Source organism: Aquabacterium humicola, from assembly GCF_030167915.1.
Classification (GTDB): Bacteria; Pseudomonadota; Gammaproteobacteria; order Burkholderiales; family Burkholderiaceae_C; genus Pseudaquabacterium; species Pseudaquabacterium humicola.
Genome location: NZ_JARGNB010000002.1, coordinates 811,153 through 828,203, shown reverse-complemented (window position 1 = coordinate 828,203; position 17,051 = coordinate 811,153). Strand labels below are relative to the sequence as shown.

Here is a 17,051-nt window from a genome sequence, read left to right as displayed (position 1 = left end):
GTCTAGGACTGGGGTTCCGGGCCGCAGCGCAGTGTGCGACGAAGCGCGGGTTCGTGGCGACGAACCGCATGCGCGGCCGATGGCCGCGTCCGGCGGAAGGATGAAATGCGCCGCCGGCCGACGAACGGCGGGAACCGGAAGGGGCCGGGCGGATCAGCCCGCCGAAGCGGGAATCGGCGGAATCGGCAACGTGACGTCGCCGCATTGCGCGCGGTGGCGCAGCGCATGGTCCATCAGCACCAGCGCCAGCATGGCCTCGGCGATCGGCGTCGCGCGGATGCCCACGCAGGGGTCGTGGCGGCCAAAGGTCTCGACGACGCTGGGTTGGCCGGCGCGGTCGATCGATGCGCGAGGCTGGCGGATCGAGCTGGTCGGCTTGATCGCGATCGACACGACGAGGTCCTGGCCGGTGGAAATGCCGCCGAGCACGCCGCCGGCGTTGTTGCCGCGGAAGCCGGCCGGCGTCAGCTCGTCGCCGTGTTCACTGCCGCGTTGACTGACGGCGCCGAAGCCGGCGCCGATCTCCACGCCCTTGACCGCGTTGATGCCCATCATCGCGTAGGCGATGTCGGCATCGAGCTTGTCGAACAGCGGCTCGCCCAGGCCCACCGGCACGCCGCGCGCGCGCACCTCGATGCGGGCGCCGACCGAATCGCCCGCCTTGCGCAGCGCGTCCATCGCTTCTTCCAGCCGCGGCACGATGCCCGCGTTCGGCGCGAAGAAGGGGTTCAGCGGGATCTGCGCCTCGTCCTCGAACGGGATGGCGATATCGCCGAGCTGGCTCATCCAGCCGAGGAAGGTGGTGCCGTGCTGGGCCGCCAGCCACTTCTTGGCCACCGCGCCGGCGGCGACCATCGGCGCCGTCAGTCGTGCCGACGAGCGGCCGCCGCCGCGCGGATCGCGCAGGCCGTACTTGCGCCAGTAGGTGTAGTCGGCATGGCCGGGGCGGAAGGTGTCGAGGATGTTGCCGTAGTCCTTGCTGCGCTGGTCGGTGTTGCGGATCAGCAGGCAGATCGGCGTGCCGGTGGTGCGGCCCTCGTAGACGCCGGACAGGATCTCGACCGCGTCCGGCTCGTTGCGCTGCGTCACGTGGCGGCTGGTGCCGGGGCGGCGGCGGTCGAGGTCGGGCTGGATGTCGGCCTCGGACAGTTCCATCCCGGGCGGGCAGCCGTCGATCACGCAGCCGATCGCCGGGCCGTGGCTCTCGCCGAAGTTGGTGACGCGGAACAGTTCGCCGAAAGTGCTGCCGGACATCGATCGAGGGCCTTGGATGGACGAAGGGCCCGGTGCTCGCGAACGAGCGCCGGGCCCCGGATTGTCGCAGCCCTGCTGCACCGCGGCATCGCTGCCGCGGGCCACGGGGTCCGCATGGCCTCCTAGAGCTTCGGCTCGGCCGCGCCTTCCTCCTCGACCGGCCAGTCGCGGATGTAGGCCTTGAGCATGCGGTTCTCGAAGTCCTGGCTGTCGACGACGGCCTTGGCCACGTCGTAGAACGAGATCACGCCCATCAGCGTGCGGCCGTTGAGCACCGGCATGTAGCGCGCGTGGCGGCCCAGCATCATGCGGCGCACCTCGTCGATCTCGGTCTCGGGCGTGCAGGTCAGCGGCGCGTCGTCCATCACCGTGCGCACGACCAGCGAGCCGACCGAACCGCCGTTCTTCACCACGGCGGCGATCACCTCCCGGAAGGTCAGCATGCCGACCAGTTCACCGTGGTTCATCACCACCAGCGAGCCGATGTCGAACTCGGCCATGGTCTGCACCGCCTCGGCCAGGGGCTGCTCGGGCGGTACCGTGTACAGCGTATTGCCCTTGACCCGAAGGATGTCGCTGACCTTCATGGGGAAGTCTCCTCTTGCCTTGCGCGAATGACCGGCAGCGTCGCCGGGGGTCGAAAAAACATAGCACACAATGCCCTGACACAACACCCCAGCGTTGCACCATGCCCGGCCCCTCCGACCCCGGTTTCGACACCCTCGCGCTGCATGCCGGCGCCGCGCCCGACCCGGCGACCGGCGCGCGCGCGGTGCCGATCCACCTGTCCACGTCCTTCGTCTTCGAGAGCAGCGAGCATGCGGCGTCGCTGTTCAACATGGAGCGTTCGGGCCATGTCTACAGCCGCATCAGCAACCCGACCAACGCGGTGCTGGAGGAGCGCATCGCGGCGCTGGAAGGCGGCGTCGGCGCGATCGCCACGGCCAGCGGCCAGGCGGCGCTGCACCTGGCCATCGCCACGCTCGCCGGCGCGGGCAGCCATGTCGTCGCCAGCGCGGCGCTCTACGGCGGCTCGCACAACCTGCTGGACTACACGCTGCGCCGCTTCGGCATCGACACGACATTCGTCAAGCCGGGCGACATCGACGGCTGGCGCGAGGCGATCCGTCCGAATACGCGGCTGGTCTTCGGCGAGACGCTCGGCAACCCCGGCCTCGACGTGCTGGACATCCCGACCGTCGCGCAGATCGCGCACGACGCGAAGCTGCCGCTGCTGGTCGATTCGACCTTCACGCCACCCTGGCTGCTGAAGCCCTTCGACCACGGCGCCGACCTGATCTTCCATTCGGCGACCAAGTTCCTGTCCGGCCATGGCACGGTGGTGGGCGGGCTGCTGGTGGACTCCGGTGCCTTCGACTGGGCCGCGTCCGGCCGCTTTCCCGAGCTCAGCGCGCCCTATGACGGCTTCCACGGCATGGTCTTCGCCGAGGAAAGCAGCGTCGGCGCCTTCCTGCTGCGCGCACGCCGCGAAGGCCTGCGCGACTTCGGCGCCTGCATGAGCCCGCACACCGCGTGGCTGATCCTGCAGGGCATCGAGACCTTGCCGCTGCGCATGGAGCGGCACATCGCCAATACGCGCAAGGTGGTGGACTTCCTCGCGGCGCAGCCGATGGTGGCGCGTGTGGGCTACCCGGAACTGCCGGACCATCCCGACCACGCGCTGGCGAAGAAGCTGCTGCCGCGCGGCTGCGGCGCCGTCTTCAGCTTCGACCTGAAGGGCTCCCGCAACCAGGGCAAGGCCTTCATCGAGGCGCTGAAGATCTTCTCGCACCTCGCCAACGTCGGCGACTGCCGATCGCTGGTGATCCACCCGGCGACGACGACGCACTTCCGCATGGACGACGCGGCACTGGCGCGCGCCGGCATCGGGCCCGGCACGATCCGGCTGTCGATCGGCCTGGAGGATGCCGACGACCTGATCGACGACCTGAAGCGGGCGCTGCGCGCGGCCGAGAAGGCGGGGGCCTGAGATGGAGCTCACCGTGCAAGGCCGCAGGGCCTACGCCTACACCGGCGGCAAGGCGTTCGACCCGGCGTTGCCGACGCTGGTCTTCCTTCATGGCGCGCTGCACGACCACAGCATCTGGACGCTGCTGTCGCGCTGGTTCGCGCACCACGGCTGGAGCGTGCTGGCCGTCGACGAGCCCGGCCACGCCCGCAGCGAGGGCCCACCGCTGCCCGACGTCGAGGCGCTGGCCGACTGGACGCTGGCGCTGCTGGACGCCGCCGGCGTGCAGCAGGCCGCGCTGGTCGGCCACAGCATGGGTTCGTTGATCGCGCTGGAAGCCGCGGGCCGCGCGCCCGAGCGCATCACGCGCCTGGTGATGATCGCCACCGCCTACCCGATGAAGGTGTCGGAGGCGCTGCTGAGCACCGCGCGCGACGCGCCGCTGAAGGCCATCGAGATGGTCAACAACTTCTCGATCTCCAGCCATGCCAGCAAGCCCGGCTACCCGGCCCCGGGCACCTGGCAGCACGGTGCGAACCGCGCGCTGATGCGGCGCGTGCACGGTGCGCAGAAGGACGTCAACCTGTTCCACCACGACTTCAGCGTCTGCGACCGCTATGCGAACGGCCTGCAGGCGGCGGCGAAGGTGGCCTGCCCGGTGCACTTCATCCTCGGCAGCGCCGACCAGATGACGAACCCGAAGGCCACGCGCGAGCTCGCGGCGGCGCTGAAGGCCCGTGTGCACACGCTGCCCAGCGGCCACAGCCTGATGCAGGAGCAACCCGACGGGGTGTTGAACGCGCTGCGGGGCGCGCTCGCCTGACAGGCGCCTAACCGGCGTTCTGCGCGGCCACGAGCGGCCGCAGCGCTTCCAGCATCTCGTCGACCATCGCCTGCAGGTCGTACCGCGGGCGCCAGCCCCAGTCGCGCTGCGCGGCGTCGTCGACAATGGCCTGGGGCCAGCTGTCGGCGATGGCCTGGCGGAAGTCAGGCGCGCAGTCGAGCCTGAAGCCGGGAATGCGCCTGGCGATGGCCGCGCCGATCTCGCTCGGCGTGAAGCTGAAGGCGGCCAGGTTGTACGAGCCGCGCTCGCGGATGGCGGCCGGCGGCGCTTCCATCAGCTCGATGGTGGCGCGGATCGCATCGGGCATGTACATCATCGGCAGCCGCGTCTCGGGGCCGAGGAACGCCGTGTAGCGGCCGGTCTTCAGCGCGTGGTGGAAGATGTCCACCGCGTAGTCGGTGGTGCCGCCGCCGGGCGGGGTCTTCCAGCTGATCAGGCCCGGGTAGCGCAGGCTGCGCACGTCGACGCCGTGGTTGCGGTGGTACCAGTCGCACCAGCGCTCGCCGGCGAGCTTGCTGATGCCGTAGACCGTGCTCGGGTCCATCACCGTTTCCTGCGGCGCGGTGCGCGGCGTGTGCGGCCCGAAGGCGGCGATCGAGCTCGGCCAGAACACGCGCTCGAGCTTCACCTGCCGAGCCAGCTCCAGCACGTTCAGCAGGCCGTTCATGTTCAGGTTCCAGGCCCACTGGGGGTGCTTCTCGCCGTTGGCCGACAGCGCGGCGGCCAGCAAGTAGACCTGGTTGATGCCATGGCGCTTGACGACGGTGGCCAGCGCGGCCGCGTCGGTGACATCCAGCGCCTCGTGCCGCACCTGCTTCAGCCGGCCCTCGGGCGCGAGGTCGCTGGTGATCACCGCGTCGGCGCCGTGGCGCGCGATCAGCGCCTCGCCGAGCTCGGTGCCGATCTGGCCGTTGGCGCCGATGATCAGGATGCGGGGCGTGCTCACTTGACCAGCCCCAGTTCAAGGCCGGCCTGCCGGAACGCCGCGACGGCCTTCTCCAGGTGCGCGCGCTCGTGCGCCGCGCTCAGCTGCACGCGGATGCGCGCCTGGCCCTTCGGCACCACCGGGAAGAAGAAGCCGACGACGTAGATGCCCAGCTCGAGCAGCCGCGCCGCGAGCGCCTGCGCCTTCACCGCGTCGTAGACCATGATCGGCACGATCGGGTGCTCGCCCGGCTTGATGTCGAAGCCGGCCTCGGTGATCGCCTGGCGGAAGTAGCGTGTGTTCTCGTGCAGCTTGTCGCGCAGCGCGGTCGAGCCTTCCAGCAGGTCGAGCACCGCGATCGAACCGCCCGCGATCATCGGCGCCAGCGTGTTCGAGAACAGGTAGGGCCGCGAACGCTGGCGCAGCAGCTCGATCACCTCCTTCGGACCCGCGGTGAAACCACCGCTGGCGCCGCCCAGCGCCTTGCCGAAGGTGCCGGTGATGATGTCGACCTTCGAGCGGCCGTTCACCAGGAGCCCGCGGTGCTCGTGCGTGCCGCGGCCGGTCGCGCCCATGAAGCCGGAGGCGTGGCACTCGTCGATCGCCAGCAGCGCGCCGTGCGCGTCGCAGAGCTTTCGCATCACGTCGAGCTGCGCGATCGTGCCGTCCATCGAGAACACGCCGTCGGTGAAGACCATGATGAAGCGCGCACCGGCCGCGCGCGCCTCGCGCAGCTTCGCCTCCAGGTCGGCCATGTCGTTGTGCTTGTAGCGGTGGCGCTGGGCCTTGCACAGCCGGATGCCGTCGATGATCGACGCGTGGTTGAGCTCGTCGCTGATCACCGCGTCGGCCTCGCCGAGCAGCGGCTCGAACAGGCCGCCGTTGGCGTCGAAGGCGGCGGCGTAGAGGATGGCGTCCTCGGTGCCGACGAAGCGCGCGATGCGCTGCTCCAGCGTCTTGTGGATGTCCTGCGTGCCGCAGATGAAGCGCACCGAGCTCAGGCCGTAGCCATGCGTGCGCAGCGCCTCGTGCGCGGCCTCGATGACCTGCGGGTGCGCCGACAGGCCGAGGTAGTTGTTGGCGCACAGGTTGATGACGTCGCGGCCGTCGGCGGTATGCACCTGGGCGCCCTGCGGCGTCGTGATGATGCGTTCGCCCTTGAAGAGGCCCGCATCGCGAAGCCCCTGCAGCTCGGCGCGCACGTGGGTGAGGAAGGCGGTGGTGTCGGTCATGATGCGGATCGATCGAACGTGTTCGACTTAGCGAACGATTCGTGCACTATACTGAACAACATTCCTTGCGACAAGCCGGACTGCACCCGCCCGATGAACGCCCGCACGCCCCGCCCTGCCCTGCCGGAACCGCCGCAACCGCCCCGCGTGGGCGAAGCGCTCGCCGCGCTGCGCGAGCAGCAGTCGCTGTCGCTGGACGAACTGTCGCGCCGCGCCGGCGTGTCGAAGTCGATGCTCTCGCAGATCGAGCGCGCACAGGCCAACCCCACGGTCGCCGTGGTCTGGCGCCTGGCCAATGCGCTCGGCGTGCCGCTGGCCGACCTGCTGGCGGACGCGCCGCGCATCGATGCGCCGGTGATCACCACCGTCGCCGCGCAGGACACGCCGACGCTCGGCGCCCCAGACGCGCGCTGCCGGCTGCGCATCCTGGGCCCGATCGAGCTCGCCGGCCGCTTCGAGTGGTACGAGCTGACCTTGCAGCCGGGTGCCGCGCTGGAGTCCGCGCCGCACGAGCCCGGCTCGCGCGAGCACCTGAGCGTGTTGTCGGGCCAGATCGACGTCGAGGCGGGCGAGGCCAGCACGCGGCTGAAGCCCGGCGAGACCGCGCGCTACCCGGTCGACCGGCCGCATGCGATCCGCAATGCCGGCCGCACGGTGGCGCAGGCGCTGCTGGTCGTGCTGCACGCGCCCTGATCGACGACCCCGCTGTGCGCCAGACGAGGAGGCCGCCCTCGCTGCGGGGCACAATCCGGCCCAAATGAGCCTGGTCTTCCCGCACACCTTCGTCCCCTGGTTCCGCGCCGTCGCGCCGTACATCCACAAGTACCGCGGCAATACCTTCGTCGTCGGCATGACCGGCGAGCTGATCGCCGCGGGCAAGCTCAATGCCTTCGTGCAGGACCTCGCGATCCTGCACGCGATGGGCATCAAGGTGGTGCTGGTGCACGGCTTCCGGCCGCAGGTGAACGAACAGCTGGCCGCGAAGGGCCAGACCTCACGCTACCACCGGGGCACCCGCATCACCGACGCCGTGACGCTCGATTGCGCACAGGAGGCCGCGGGCCAGTTGCGCTTCGAGATCGAGGCGGCCTTTTCGCAGGGCCTGCCGAACACGCCGATGGCCAACGCGACGGTGCGTGTGGTCTCGGGCAACTTCCTCACCGCGCGGCCGGTGGGCATCGTCGACGGCGTCGACTACATGCACTCCGGCCTCGTCCGGCGCGTCGACGCCGCGGCGATCCGCCGTGCGATCGACATCGGCGCGATGGTGCTGCTGAGCCCCTTCGGCTTCTCGCCGACCGGCGAAGCCTTCAACCTGACGATGGAAGACGTGGCCACCGCCACCGCGATCGCGCTGCAGGCCGACAAGCTGCTGTTCATGACCGAGATCGCCGGCATCCGCGAGGACCAGAACGATCCGGACAGCGCGATCGACACCGAGCTGGCGCTGGCCGACGCCAAGCGGCTGCTGGCGCAGCTGCCGCCGCCGAACCAGCCGACCGACCTCGCGTTCTACCTGCAGCAGTGCGTGAAGGCCTGCGAAGGCGGCGTCGAGCGCTCGCACATCCTGCCGCTGGCCGACGACGGCGCCATCCTGCAGGAGGTGTTCACCCACGACGGCATCGGCACGATGATCGTCGACGAGAAGCTCGAGACCGTGCACGAGGCCACCGCCGACGACGTCGGCGGCATCCTGCAGCTGATCGAGCCCTTCGAACGCGACGGCACGCTGGTGCGCCGCGAGCGCACCGAGATCGAACGCGACATCGCCAACTACACCGTCATCGAGCACGATGGCGTGATATTCGGTTGCGCCGCGCTGTACCCTTATCCGGAAGCGCGCACCGCCGAAATGGCCGCGCTCACCGTATCGCCGCAGGTCCAGGGCCAAGGCGACGGCGAACGCCTGCTCAAGCGCATCGAGCAACGCGCCAGGTCGCTCGGCCTCGACAGTATCTTCGTGCTGACCACGCGCACGATGCACTGGTTCATCAAGCGCGGTTTCCAGCAGGTCGACCCCGACTGGTTGCCCGAAGCCCGCAAGCGCAAGTACAACTGGGACCGGCGCTCGCAGGTGCTGGTCAAGAAACTCGGCTGAACGGCCGCGCGCGTTCAGCGATCCGACAAACATACATACCGTCCTCCGGAGAGCCGACATGCCCCGCACCATTCAATGCGTCTATCTGAAGAAGGAAGCCGAAGGCCTGGACTTCCCGATGTATCCCGGCGAGCTGGGCAAACGCATCTACGACAACGTCAGCAAGGAAGCCTGGCAGCTGTGGATGAAGCACCAGACCATGCTGGTCAATGAAAACCGCCTGAATCTGGCCGACCAGCGGGCGCGCCAATACCTCGCGCGCCAGATGGAGCGATTCTTCTTCGGCGAAGGCGCCGACCAGCCGGCCGGGTATGTGCCGCCCAATCCCTGATATTCGACGCGCCACGTAGAAACCTGGGATCGCCGCCGCGCGCGCGGCCCCTATACTGCCGCGCGTCCATTCCACGGAGATTTTCCAGATGCCCTCGCTGCAGGAACTGCTGGCCCAGCGCGCCGAAATCGAACGCAAGATTGCCGAGGCGCAGCGCGAGGAGCGTGCCGCGGCCATCGCGAAGATCAAGTCGCTGATGGCCGAATATGGTCTGACCGCGGCCGATATTGCCGGCAAGACCACCGCGCCGAAACCCGTCAAGGCCGCCGGCAGCAAGGTGGCGCCGAAATACCGCAACGCGGCGACCGGCGAAACCTGGTCGGGCCGCGGCCTGCAGCCGAAGTGGCTGAAGTCGGCGATCGAAGCCGGTCGCAGGATCGAGGACTTCGTGATCTGACCGAGACGCCGGGCCCCTCGGCCCGCGCCCGGTGCAGCGGCGGCTGACCCCGATTCAAGGGCCACCGGGTCGCGGGTCCCCGGGCCGGCGCGCAGCGCGGCGCCCCTAGCATCCCCCTCGGCCAGCACAACGCGCGTCCGCTCCCGAACCTTGCCCTCGCTCTCCGCTCTTGCCCGATCTCCCGGCGCCGCCCTGCTGGCGCGCTGGGGCGGTCGTTCGGCCATCGTGCTGGCGCTGGCACTCGCCGCCGGCGTGCTCGGCCGGGCGTTCCCGGCCACGCCGTCGCAGCTGCCGGTGCTGTGGCCGATGGCCGGCGTCGCGCTGGCCATGCTGCTGCGCTGGGGGGCCGGCCAGCTGCCCGCGGTGGCGCTGGCGCACGCGCTCGTCGCCTGGAGCGCCGGCGCGAGCCCGCTGCTCGCGCTGGCGCTCACGGTCGGCAGCACCGCCGCGCCCTGGCTCGCGACGCGCTGGCTGATGCGCGCGAACTTCAACGGCCGCCTCGAGCAATACCGCGACCTGTCGTTGCTGATCGGCGCCGGCGTGCTCGGCGCCAGCGTGCTGAGCGCGGCGAACACGGTGGTGTGGCTGGCGGTCATCGGCGCCATCGGCGCCATCGACCTGCCGATCGCCTGGCTGCAACGCTGGATCGCGGAGGCGCTCGGTGTGCTCGTTGCCGGCCTGCCGCTGCTGGCCGCGAACGGCCGCGGCTGGTCGCGCGCGCTGCGCGACGACAACCGGCTGCTCGCGCCGATGCTCCTGGCCGGCGCGCTGGCGGCCACCGCCTTCGCGCTGCTGCCCGGCCGCGCCGGCGCGACCGCCTTCGCGTGGCTGATGCTGCCCCCCGTGCTGCTGTGCCTGCTGGTGCTGCGGGGTGGACTGCTGCCGGCCGCGATCGGCGTGCTGCTCGCCGCAAGCGGCCTGCTGCTCGGCACGGCGGTCGGGGCCGGCCCCTTCGCGGCGCTGGTCGGCGCCGGCGCGCCGGTGCTGCTGTGGGCCTGGATCGCCGCACTGGTCGCGGTGGTGCTGCTGCCGCATGTCGCGATCGGCGAGCTGACCCGGCTGGAAGAACGTTCGCAGCTGGCGCTGGAGGGCTCGGACCTCGGCGTCGCGGACTGGAACCTGCCGTCGGGCGACGGCTTCACGTCGCCGCGCTGGCGCGCGCTGATGGACGACCCCAGCGGCGTGCAGACCGCGACCATCGAGCGCTTCCTCGCCCGCGTGCATCCCGACGAACGCGCCGCGCTGCGCAGCGCGCTGGCACCGGTCGACGGCAGCCCGCTCGGCGCCGGACTGCGCCACGAAGCGCGCCTGCGCGTGCGCGACGCCTGGTGCTGGTTCGACGTGCATGTGGCCGTCGTCGAGCGGGACGAGGCCGGCGAGCCGGCGCGTGTCGTCGCGTCGCTGGCCGACATCGGCGCCCGCCGCAGCGCCGAGGACCGGCAGCGCCTGTCGTCGAACCTCTTCATGCACCTGCATGAGGGCCTGCTGATCACCGACGCCGAGTTCCGGGTGCTCGACGCCAACCCCACCTACTCGCGCATCACCGGCGTGCCGCGCGAGGAGCTGCTGGGCAGCGTGCCGAGCCTGCTGCGGCCGGTCGCGCCCGACCCGATCACGCGGCAGCAGCAGGCCAGCCTGTGGGCCGCGCTGCGCTCCAGCGGCAACTGGGTCGGCGAGATCGTCGAACGCCGGCGCTCGGGCGATCCGTGCGCGCTGCACGTCACGGTGTCGGCGGTGCATGGTCCCGACGGCGCGCTGCGCTACCACGTGCTGGTGGTCAGCGACGTCACCGAGCAGCGCCTGCAGCACGAACGCATGGAGCGCCAGGCCAACTTCGACGAGCTCACCCGCCTGCCGAACCGCGCGCGCCTGAGCCAGCTGCTGGTCGAGGCGATGGCCTCGACCGACCGCGAAGGCTTCCTGATGGCGGTCTGCTACCTCGACCTCGACCACTTCAAGGCCATCAACGACCGCTTCGGCCACCAGGCCGGCGACCGCCTGCTGGCCGAGCTGGCGACGCGGCTGCGCACCGCGTTACGCGCGCGCGGCACGGCCTGGGCCGACGTCGTCGCGCGGTTGGGCGGCGACGAGTTCGCGCTGCTGCTGCGCGCCGGCACGGTCGACGAGGCGCGCGCCGCCGTCGAGCGCGTGCTGCGCGTCGTTGCCCAGCCCTTCGTGCTGACGGCCGGCGGCGATGCGATCGTGATCACCGCCAGCGTCGGCGCGACGCTCTACCCGCTGGACGGCAGCGATGCCGACACGCTGCTGCGCCACGCCGACCACGCGATGTACGGCGCCAAGCAGTCGGGCCGCAACGGCTACCTGTTCTTCGACCCGGAGCACAGCCGCCGCACCGAGGAACGCGTCGTCGCGATCGGCCGCGTGCAGGAAGCGCTCGACCGCGACGAGCTGACGCTGTACTACCAGCCCAAGGTCGACCTGCGGCGCGGCGTCGTGCTCGGCGTCGAGGCGCTGCTGCGCTGGAACCATCCGGAACACGGCCTCGTGCCGCCGGCACAGTTCCTGCCGCTGATCGAGCACACCGGGCTGTCGGCGCGGGTCGGCGACCATGTGCTCGCGCGCGCGCTGGACCAGCTCGAGGCCTGGTCCGCGGAAGGTCTCGACCTGTCGGTCAGCGTCAACATCTCCGCCCGTCACCTGCAGGAGCCGGACTTTGCCCAGCGCCTGGCCGAGCTGCTCGCCCGCCACGCGCAGCCGCTCGGGCCGCGGCTGGAGCTCGAAGTGCTGGAAACCGCAGCGCTGCAGGACATCGGCTTCACCTCGGCACTGCTCGAACGCTGCGCCCGGCTCGGCGTGAGCTGGGCGCTCGACGACTTCGGCACCGGCTACTCGACGCTGACCTACCTGAAGCGCCTGCCGCTGCAGGTGCTGAAGATCGACCGCTCGTTCGTCGCCAACATGCTGGGCGACGCGCAGGACCGGGCGATCGTCGAAGGTGTGATCAGCCTGGCACGCACCTTCGGCTGCATCGCGGTCGCCGAAGGCGTCGAGACGCCGGCGCAGGCCCGGCTGCTGCTGGACATGGGCTGCGAGATCGGCCAGGGTGCCGGCATCGCGCCGCCGATGCCGGCGGCCGACGTCGCGCAGTGGGTGCGCGAGTGGCGCGGGCTGTTCTCGCTCGCCGCCGCGCCGACGGCCCCGCTGCCGGCGGCGGGACCGACCGCCGAACGTGCACAAGGCAACGCGCCCGGCGGCGACATCGGCTGAGCGCGCCGGGCGGCCGCGCCGCCTCGCCTAGACTTCCCGCCGTGCTGCCCCAGGGATTCATCCAGGACCTCGTCTCGCGCGTCGACATCGTCGAGGTCGTCGGCCGCCATGTCGAGCTGAAGAAGGCCGGCATCAACCACAAGGGCCTGTGCCCGTTCCACGGCGAGAAGACGCCGAGCTTCATCGTCAGCCCGTCGCGCCAGACCTACCATTGCTTCGGCTGCGGTGCGCACGGCGACGCGATCCGCTTCCTCACCGAGCAGGGCGGCCTCGGCTTCATGGACGCGGTGCGCGAGCTCGCGCAGCAGGTCGGCCTGCAGGTGCCCGAGAACTCGGCCAGCCCCGAGGACCGCGCGCGTGCCGCGCAGGAACGCGAGCAGCGCGCGACGCTGAGCGAGCTGCTGACGCGCGCATCGGACCATTACCGCCGTGCGCTGAAGGCCAGCCCGCGCGCGATCGACTACCTGAAGCGGCGAGGGCTCACCGGGGCCATCGCCGCGCGCTTCGGCCTGGGTTACGCGCCCGACGGCTGGCGCACGCTGGCCAGCGTCTTCCCTCGTTATGACGATCCGCAGCTCGCCGAATGCGGCCTGGTGATCGTGCAGGGAGAGGATGAAGCGGAACAGAAGCGCTACGACCGCTTCCGCGACCGCATCATGTTCCCGATCCGCTCGGTGCGCGGCGACGTCATCGGTTTCGGCGGGCGGGTGATCGACCAGGGCGAGCCGAAATACCTCAACTCCCCGGAAACGCCGGTCTTCCACAAGGGCCAGGAGCTCTACGGCCTGTTCGAGGCGCGCCAGGCGCTGCGCGAACGCGGCTACGCGCTGGTCGTCGAGGGCTACATGGACGTCGTGGCACTGGCGCAGTCCGGCTTCGGCAACGCGGTGGCGACCCTGGGTACCGCCTGCACCGCCGATCATGTCGCGAAGCTGTTCCGCTTCACCGAGTCGGTGGTCTTCAGCTTCGACGGCGATGCAGCCGGCCGGCGCGCTGCCGCCCGCGCGCTCGAAGCCGCGCTGCCGCACGCCACCGACCTGCGCAGCATCCGCTTCCTCTTCCTGCCGCCGGAGCACGATCCGGACAGCTACGTGCGCGAGCACGGGGCTCAGGCCTTCGACGACGCCGTCGCCGCCGCGGTGCCGCTGTCGGCCCAGTTGCTCGTCCAGGCGGCGGTCGACTGCGACCTGGCGACCGCAGAGGGCCGTTCGCGCATGCTGGGCCAGGCCCGGCCACTGATCGAACAGCTGCCGGACGGGCTGCTGCGCGAGCAGCTGATGAGCGAGCTGGCGCAGCGCGGCGGCGTGGACCTGGCGACGCTGACAGCCCATTGGTCACGCACCGGCGGCCGGCGCGACCGCGCCGCGGCGGCCGCCGAACCGGGCGAGCGCAGGCCCGCCGCGTTCCGGCCCCGCGCGATGGGCGGCCTGCGGGCGCCGCCGCAGACGGCGACCCTGCTCGATCGAAGCGCCTGGCTGCTGGCCCGCCATGCCGCGCTCTGGCAGGCGCTGCCCGCCGACGACCACGACCTGCTCGCCAGCCAGCCCTCGCCCTACGGCGGCTTCTTCGCGGCGCTGGAGCGCGTCTGCCACGACCACGGACCGATGACGATGGCGGCGCTGCTCGACGAGCTCGAGCGGGATGCCGAGGCGGACACGCTGCGCCCCTTGCTGGCGCGGGTGCGCGGCTTCCACGAATTCGAGCACGACGAGCCGAAGGCGGAAATCGATGCCGTGCTGCACCGCCTGCGCCAGCGCGCCGTCGACGACGAACTGCAGTGGCTGATCGAGTCGGGTGAGTTGTCGGACGCGGCCACCGAACGCCGCAATGCGCTTCTGGCGCTTCGGGCCGAGCTCAAGGCGCCCACCCCGCCGGCCGAAACGGGCGGCCCGCGGCGCTGAATCCCCCTCGCGCTTTGACGCATTCGGCAATCTCGCCGATAATGCTGGATTGGTTGCACTCGGCAAGAGTGACGGCAGCACCTCCGGGCCCCGGCCACCCGCGACACGGGTACGCACAGCGATAAGGCCACCCTTTCCCGCAAGGGCTGCACAGTAAAGACGTCCACGCGAACTTGCCCGGCCGATCCGAATCCACCACAGCCTGGGGGCTCCCGGGGGCGTCCGCGCCGCATGCATCATCATGCGCGCCGTACGCGGTGCCGCGCATTCAGCCGGCCCTGAGGATTCTCCCGGTCGTCTGGCAACTGCCCCGTTGACCGCGCAAGGAACTGCATGAACGCCAAGAAGACCGACGTCGCCGCCAAGACCCCCGCGCCCGCCGAGGCCGCCAAGCACAAGGCCGCCGCCAAGCCGGCCGCCGACGAGACGAAGGTGAAGGCCGCCGCCGCACCGGCCAAGGCCGCCAAGGCCGAGGTCAAGGCGCCGGCGAAAGCCGAGGCGAAGACGGCAGCCAAGCCGGCCGCGAAGGCGCCGGCGGCCAAGGGTGGCAAGGCCCCCGCGAAGGGCAAGGAAGCGCCGAAGAAGCCCGAGGAAGAGGACCTGGGCGACATCGAGGCCGACCTCGAGGGCGAACCCGAGGTCGAGGCCGCGGTCGAGGACAGCGCCGGCGAGGCCACCGAGAAGGCCAAGCCGCTGCGCATGAAGGTCTCGCGCGCCAAGGAGCGCGCGCTGATGCGCGAGTTCGGCCTCGACGAGACGACGCTCACCGAAGAAGAGGTCGCGAAGCGCCGCCTGGAGCTGAAGACGCTCATCAAGATGGGCAAGACGCGTGGTTTCCTGACGCACCAGGAAATCAACGACCACCTGCCCGAGAAGCTGGTCGAGAACGAGATCCTCGAGGCCATCGTCTCGATGCTCAACGACATGGGCATCGCGGTGTACGAGCAGGCGCCCGATGCCGCGACGCTGCTGATCGCCGGCGGCAACACCACCACCGCGACCGAAGAAGAGGCCGAAGAAGCCGCCGAGGCGGCGCTGTCGACCGTCGATTCCGAGTTCGGCCGCACCACCGACCCGGTGCGCATGTACATGCGCGAGATGGGCTCGGTCGAGCTGCTGACGCGCGAGGGCGAGATCGAGATCGCCAAGCGCATCGAAGGCGGCCTGCAGTCGATGATGCAGGCGATCTCGGCGTCGCCGAAGACCATCGCCGAGATCCTCGCGATGGCCGACCGCATCGCCGCGGGCGACATGCAGATCTCCGAGGTCGTCGACGGCTTCGTCAGCGACGACGAGGCCGACGACTACGTGGCGGAGGAAGACTTCGACGAGTTCGACGAAGAGGAAGACGACGACGGCCAGGGCGGCAGCAAGGCGCTGACCAAGAAGCTCGAGGAACTGAAGGCGCAGGCGCTGGACCGCTTCGGCACCGTGCGGGCCCACTTCGAGAAGATGCGCAAGGCCTTCGAGAAGGAAGGCTACAACTCGGCCGGCTACAACAAGGCCCAGCACATGCTGACCGAGGATCTGATGACGATCCGCTTCACGGTCAAGACGATCGAGAAGCTCTGCGACGTGCTGCGCTCGCAGGTCGACGACGTGCGCCGCTTCGAGCGCGAGATCCGCAAGATCGTGGTCGACCGCTGCGGCATGCCGCAGGACCACTTCATCAAGACCTTCCCGCCCAACATCCTGAACCTGAAGTGGGCGGAGAAGGAAGTGCACGCGAACAAGGCCTACAGCGCCGTGCTCGGCCGCAACCTGCCGGCGATCCAGGAACTGCAGCAGAAGCTGATCGACCTGCAGCAGCACGCGGTGGTGCCGCTGGACGACCTGAAGGAGATCAACCGCGAGATGAACGCGGGCGAGAAGGCCTCGCGCGACGCGAAGAAGGAAATGATCGAGGCCAACCTGCGCCTCGTGATCTCGATCGCCAAGAAGTACACCAACCGCGGCCTGCAGTTCCTCGACCTGATCCAGGAAGGCAACATCGGCCTGATGAAGGCGGTGGACAAGTTCGAATACCGCCGCGGCTACAAGTTCTCGACCTACGCGACGTGGTGGATCCGCCAGGCGATCACTCGGTCTATCGCGGACCAAGCGAGAACGATCCGCATCCCGGTTCACATGATCGAGACGATCAACAAGATGAACCGCATCTCGCGCCAGCACCTGCAGGAGTTCGGCTTCGAGCCGGACGCGCCGACCTTGGCCGAGAAGATGGAGATCCCCGAGGACAAGATCCGCAAGATCATGAAGATCGCCAAGGAGCCGATCTCCATGGAAACGCCGATCGGCGACGACGACGATTCGCACCTGGGCGACTTCATCGAGGACACCAACAACACCGCGCCGATCGAGGCCGCGATGCAGGCCGGCCTGCGCGATGTGGTCAAGGACATCCTCGACTCGCTGACGCCGCGCGAAGCCAAGGTGCTGCGCATGCGCTTCGGCATCGAGATGTCGACCGACCACACGCTGGAAGAAGTGGGCAAGCAGTTCGACGTCACGCGCGAGCGCATTCGCCAGATCGAGGCCAAGGCGATCCGCAAGCTCAAGCACCCGAGCCGCTCGGACAAGCTGCGCACGTATCTGGACAACCTGTAAGGTTGGCCTGATGCGTGGCTCGCGCAAGCGAGCCGCCGCGTAGCGGCGACACAGCCTGCGGCGAAGCCACAAGCTGCGCACGTATCTGGACAACCTGTAAGGTTGGCCTGATGCGTGGCTCGCGCAAGCGAGCCGCCGCGTAGCGGCGACACAGCCTGCGGCGAAGCCACAAGCTGCGCACGTATCTGGACAACCTGTAAGAGCTGATCGGGTCTCGGGCCCGCGAAGGCGGGCCGGGTGACGTTCGGAAGCCCGCAACGGCCTT

General features: G+C 70.1%; 13 protein-coding genes. 9 read left to right on the top strand and 4 right to left on the bottom strand.

All coding sequences use genetic code 11. From position 1 onward, the window contains the following. Positions 1 to 153: 153 nt before the first annotated feature. Positions 154 to 1,254, bottom strand: a complete 1,101-nt coding sequence (gene aroC / locus P1K89_RS14045; RefSeq protein ID WP_284617062.1) for a chorismate synthase — start codon at positions 1,252 to 1,254, stop codon at positions 154 to 156. Between the two features lie 122 nt (positions 1,255 to 1,376). Next, positions 1,377 to 1,841, bottom strand: coding sequence for a CBS domain-containing protein (locus P1K89_RS14040; protein WP_284617061.1), 465 nt, complete (start codon positions 1,839 to 1,841; stop codon positions 1,377 to 1,379). 101 nt (positions 1,842 to 1,942) lie between these two features. On the opposite strand from P1K89_RS14040, the gene P1K89_RS14035 reads away from it, so the two are divergent. Both P1K89_RS14035 and P1K89_RS14030 read left to right on the top strand, forming a co-directional pair. Next, positions 1,943 to 3,244, top strand: a complete 1,302-nt coding sequence (locus P1K89_RS14035) for an O-acetylhomoserine aminocarboxypropyltransferase (RefSeq protein WP_284617060.1) — start codon at positions 1,943 to 1,945, stop codon at positions 3,242 to 3,244. A gap of 1 nt (position 3,245) precedes the next feature. Continuing rightward, positions 3,246 to 4,046, top strand: coding sequence for an alpha/beta fold hydrolase (locus P1K89_RS14030; protein ID WP_284617059.1), 801 nt, complete (start codon positions 3,246 to 3,248; stop codon positions 4,044 to 4,046). Between the two features lie 7 nt (positions 4,047 to 4,053). Here the strand turns inward: P1K89_RS14030 and P1K89_RS14025 are convergent, their stop codons facing one another. Together P1K89_RS14025 and kbl are read right to left on the bottom strand one after the other, a co-directional pair. Beyond that, the gene (locus P1K89_RS14025) at positions 4,054 to 5,013 is read right to left on the bottom strand and encodes an NAD-dependent epimerase/dehydratase family protein (protein WP_284617058.1); all 960 of its coding nucleotides are present in this window, start codon (positions 5,011 to 5,013) and stop codon (positions 4,054 to 4,056) included. Further along, positions 5,010 to 6,224 carry a glycine C-acetyltransferase gene (gene kbl / locus P1K89_RS14020; RefSeq protein ID WP_284617057.1) on the bottom strand — a complete coding sequence of 405 codons (1,215 nt, stop codon included), beginning with the start codon at positions 6,222 to 6,224 and terminating at the stop codon, positions 5,010 to 5,012. The genes P1K89_RS14025 and kbl overlap by 4 nt, the downstream gene beginning before the upstream one ends. A gap of 93 nt (positions 6,225 to 6,317) precedes the next feature. Here kbl and P1K89_RS14015 point away from each other — a divergent pair, with 93 nt between their 5' ends. From P1K89_RS14015 to rpoD, 7 genes are all read left to right on the top strand, one after another. Next, positions 6,318 to 6,917: a helix-turn-helix domain-containing protein gene (locus tag P1K89_RS14015; protein WP_284617056.1), complete on the top strand. Its 600-nt coding sequence runs from the start codon at positions 6,318 to 6,320 to the stop codon at positions 6,915 to 6,917. Positions 6,918 to 6,981: 64 nt separating this feature from the next. Continuing rightward, positions 6,982 to 8,322, top strand: coding sequence for an amino-acid N-acetyltransferase (gene argA / locus P1K89_RS14010; RefSeq protein WP_284617055.1), 1,341 nt, complete (start codon positions 6,982 to 6,984; stop codon positions 8,320 to 8,322). Positions 8,323 to 8,380: 58 nt separating this feature from the next. Further along, positions 8,381 to 8,653 (top strand): oxidative damage protection protein, encoded by a 273-nt coding sequence (locus P1K89_RS14005; protein ID WP_284617054.1) that lies wholly within the window; start codon positions 8,381 to 8,383, stop codon positions 8,651 to 8,653. Between the two features lie 88 nt (positions 8,654 to 8,741). After that, a complete protein-coding gene (locus P1K89_RS14000) occupies positions 8,742 to 9,050 on the top strand; it encodes an H-NS histone family protein (RefSeq protein ID WP_284617053.1) in 309 nt (102 codons plus the stop codon). A 150-nt stretch (positions 9,051 to 9,200) separates the two neighbouring features. Then, positions 9,201 to 12,278 carry a bifunctional diguanylate cyclase/phosphodiesterase gene (locus tag P1K89_RS13995; protein ID WP_284617052.1) on the top strand — a complete coding sequence of 1,026 codons (3,078 nt, stop codon included), beginning with the start codon at positions 9,201 to 9,203 and terminating at the stop codon, positions 12,276 to 12,278. A 41-nt stretch (positions 12,279 to 12,319) separates the two neighbouring features. After that, entirely contained in the window at positions 12,320 to 14,179 is a 1,860-nt protein-coding gene (gene dnaG, locus P1K89_RS13990; RefSeq protein WP_284617051.1) for a DNA primase, read from the top strand. 333 nt (positions 14,180 to 14,512) lie between these two features. Beyond that, the gene (gene rpoD, locus P1K89_RS13985) at positions 14,513 to 16,786 is read left to right on the top strand and encodes an RNA polymerase sigma factor RpoD (RefSeq protein WP_284617050.1); all 2,274 of its coding nucleotides are present in this window, start codon (positions 14,513 to 14,515) and stop codon (positions 16,784 to 16,786) included. Positions 16,787 to 17,051: the final 265 nt, after the last annotated feature.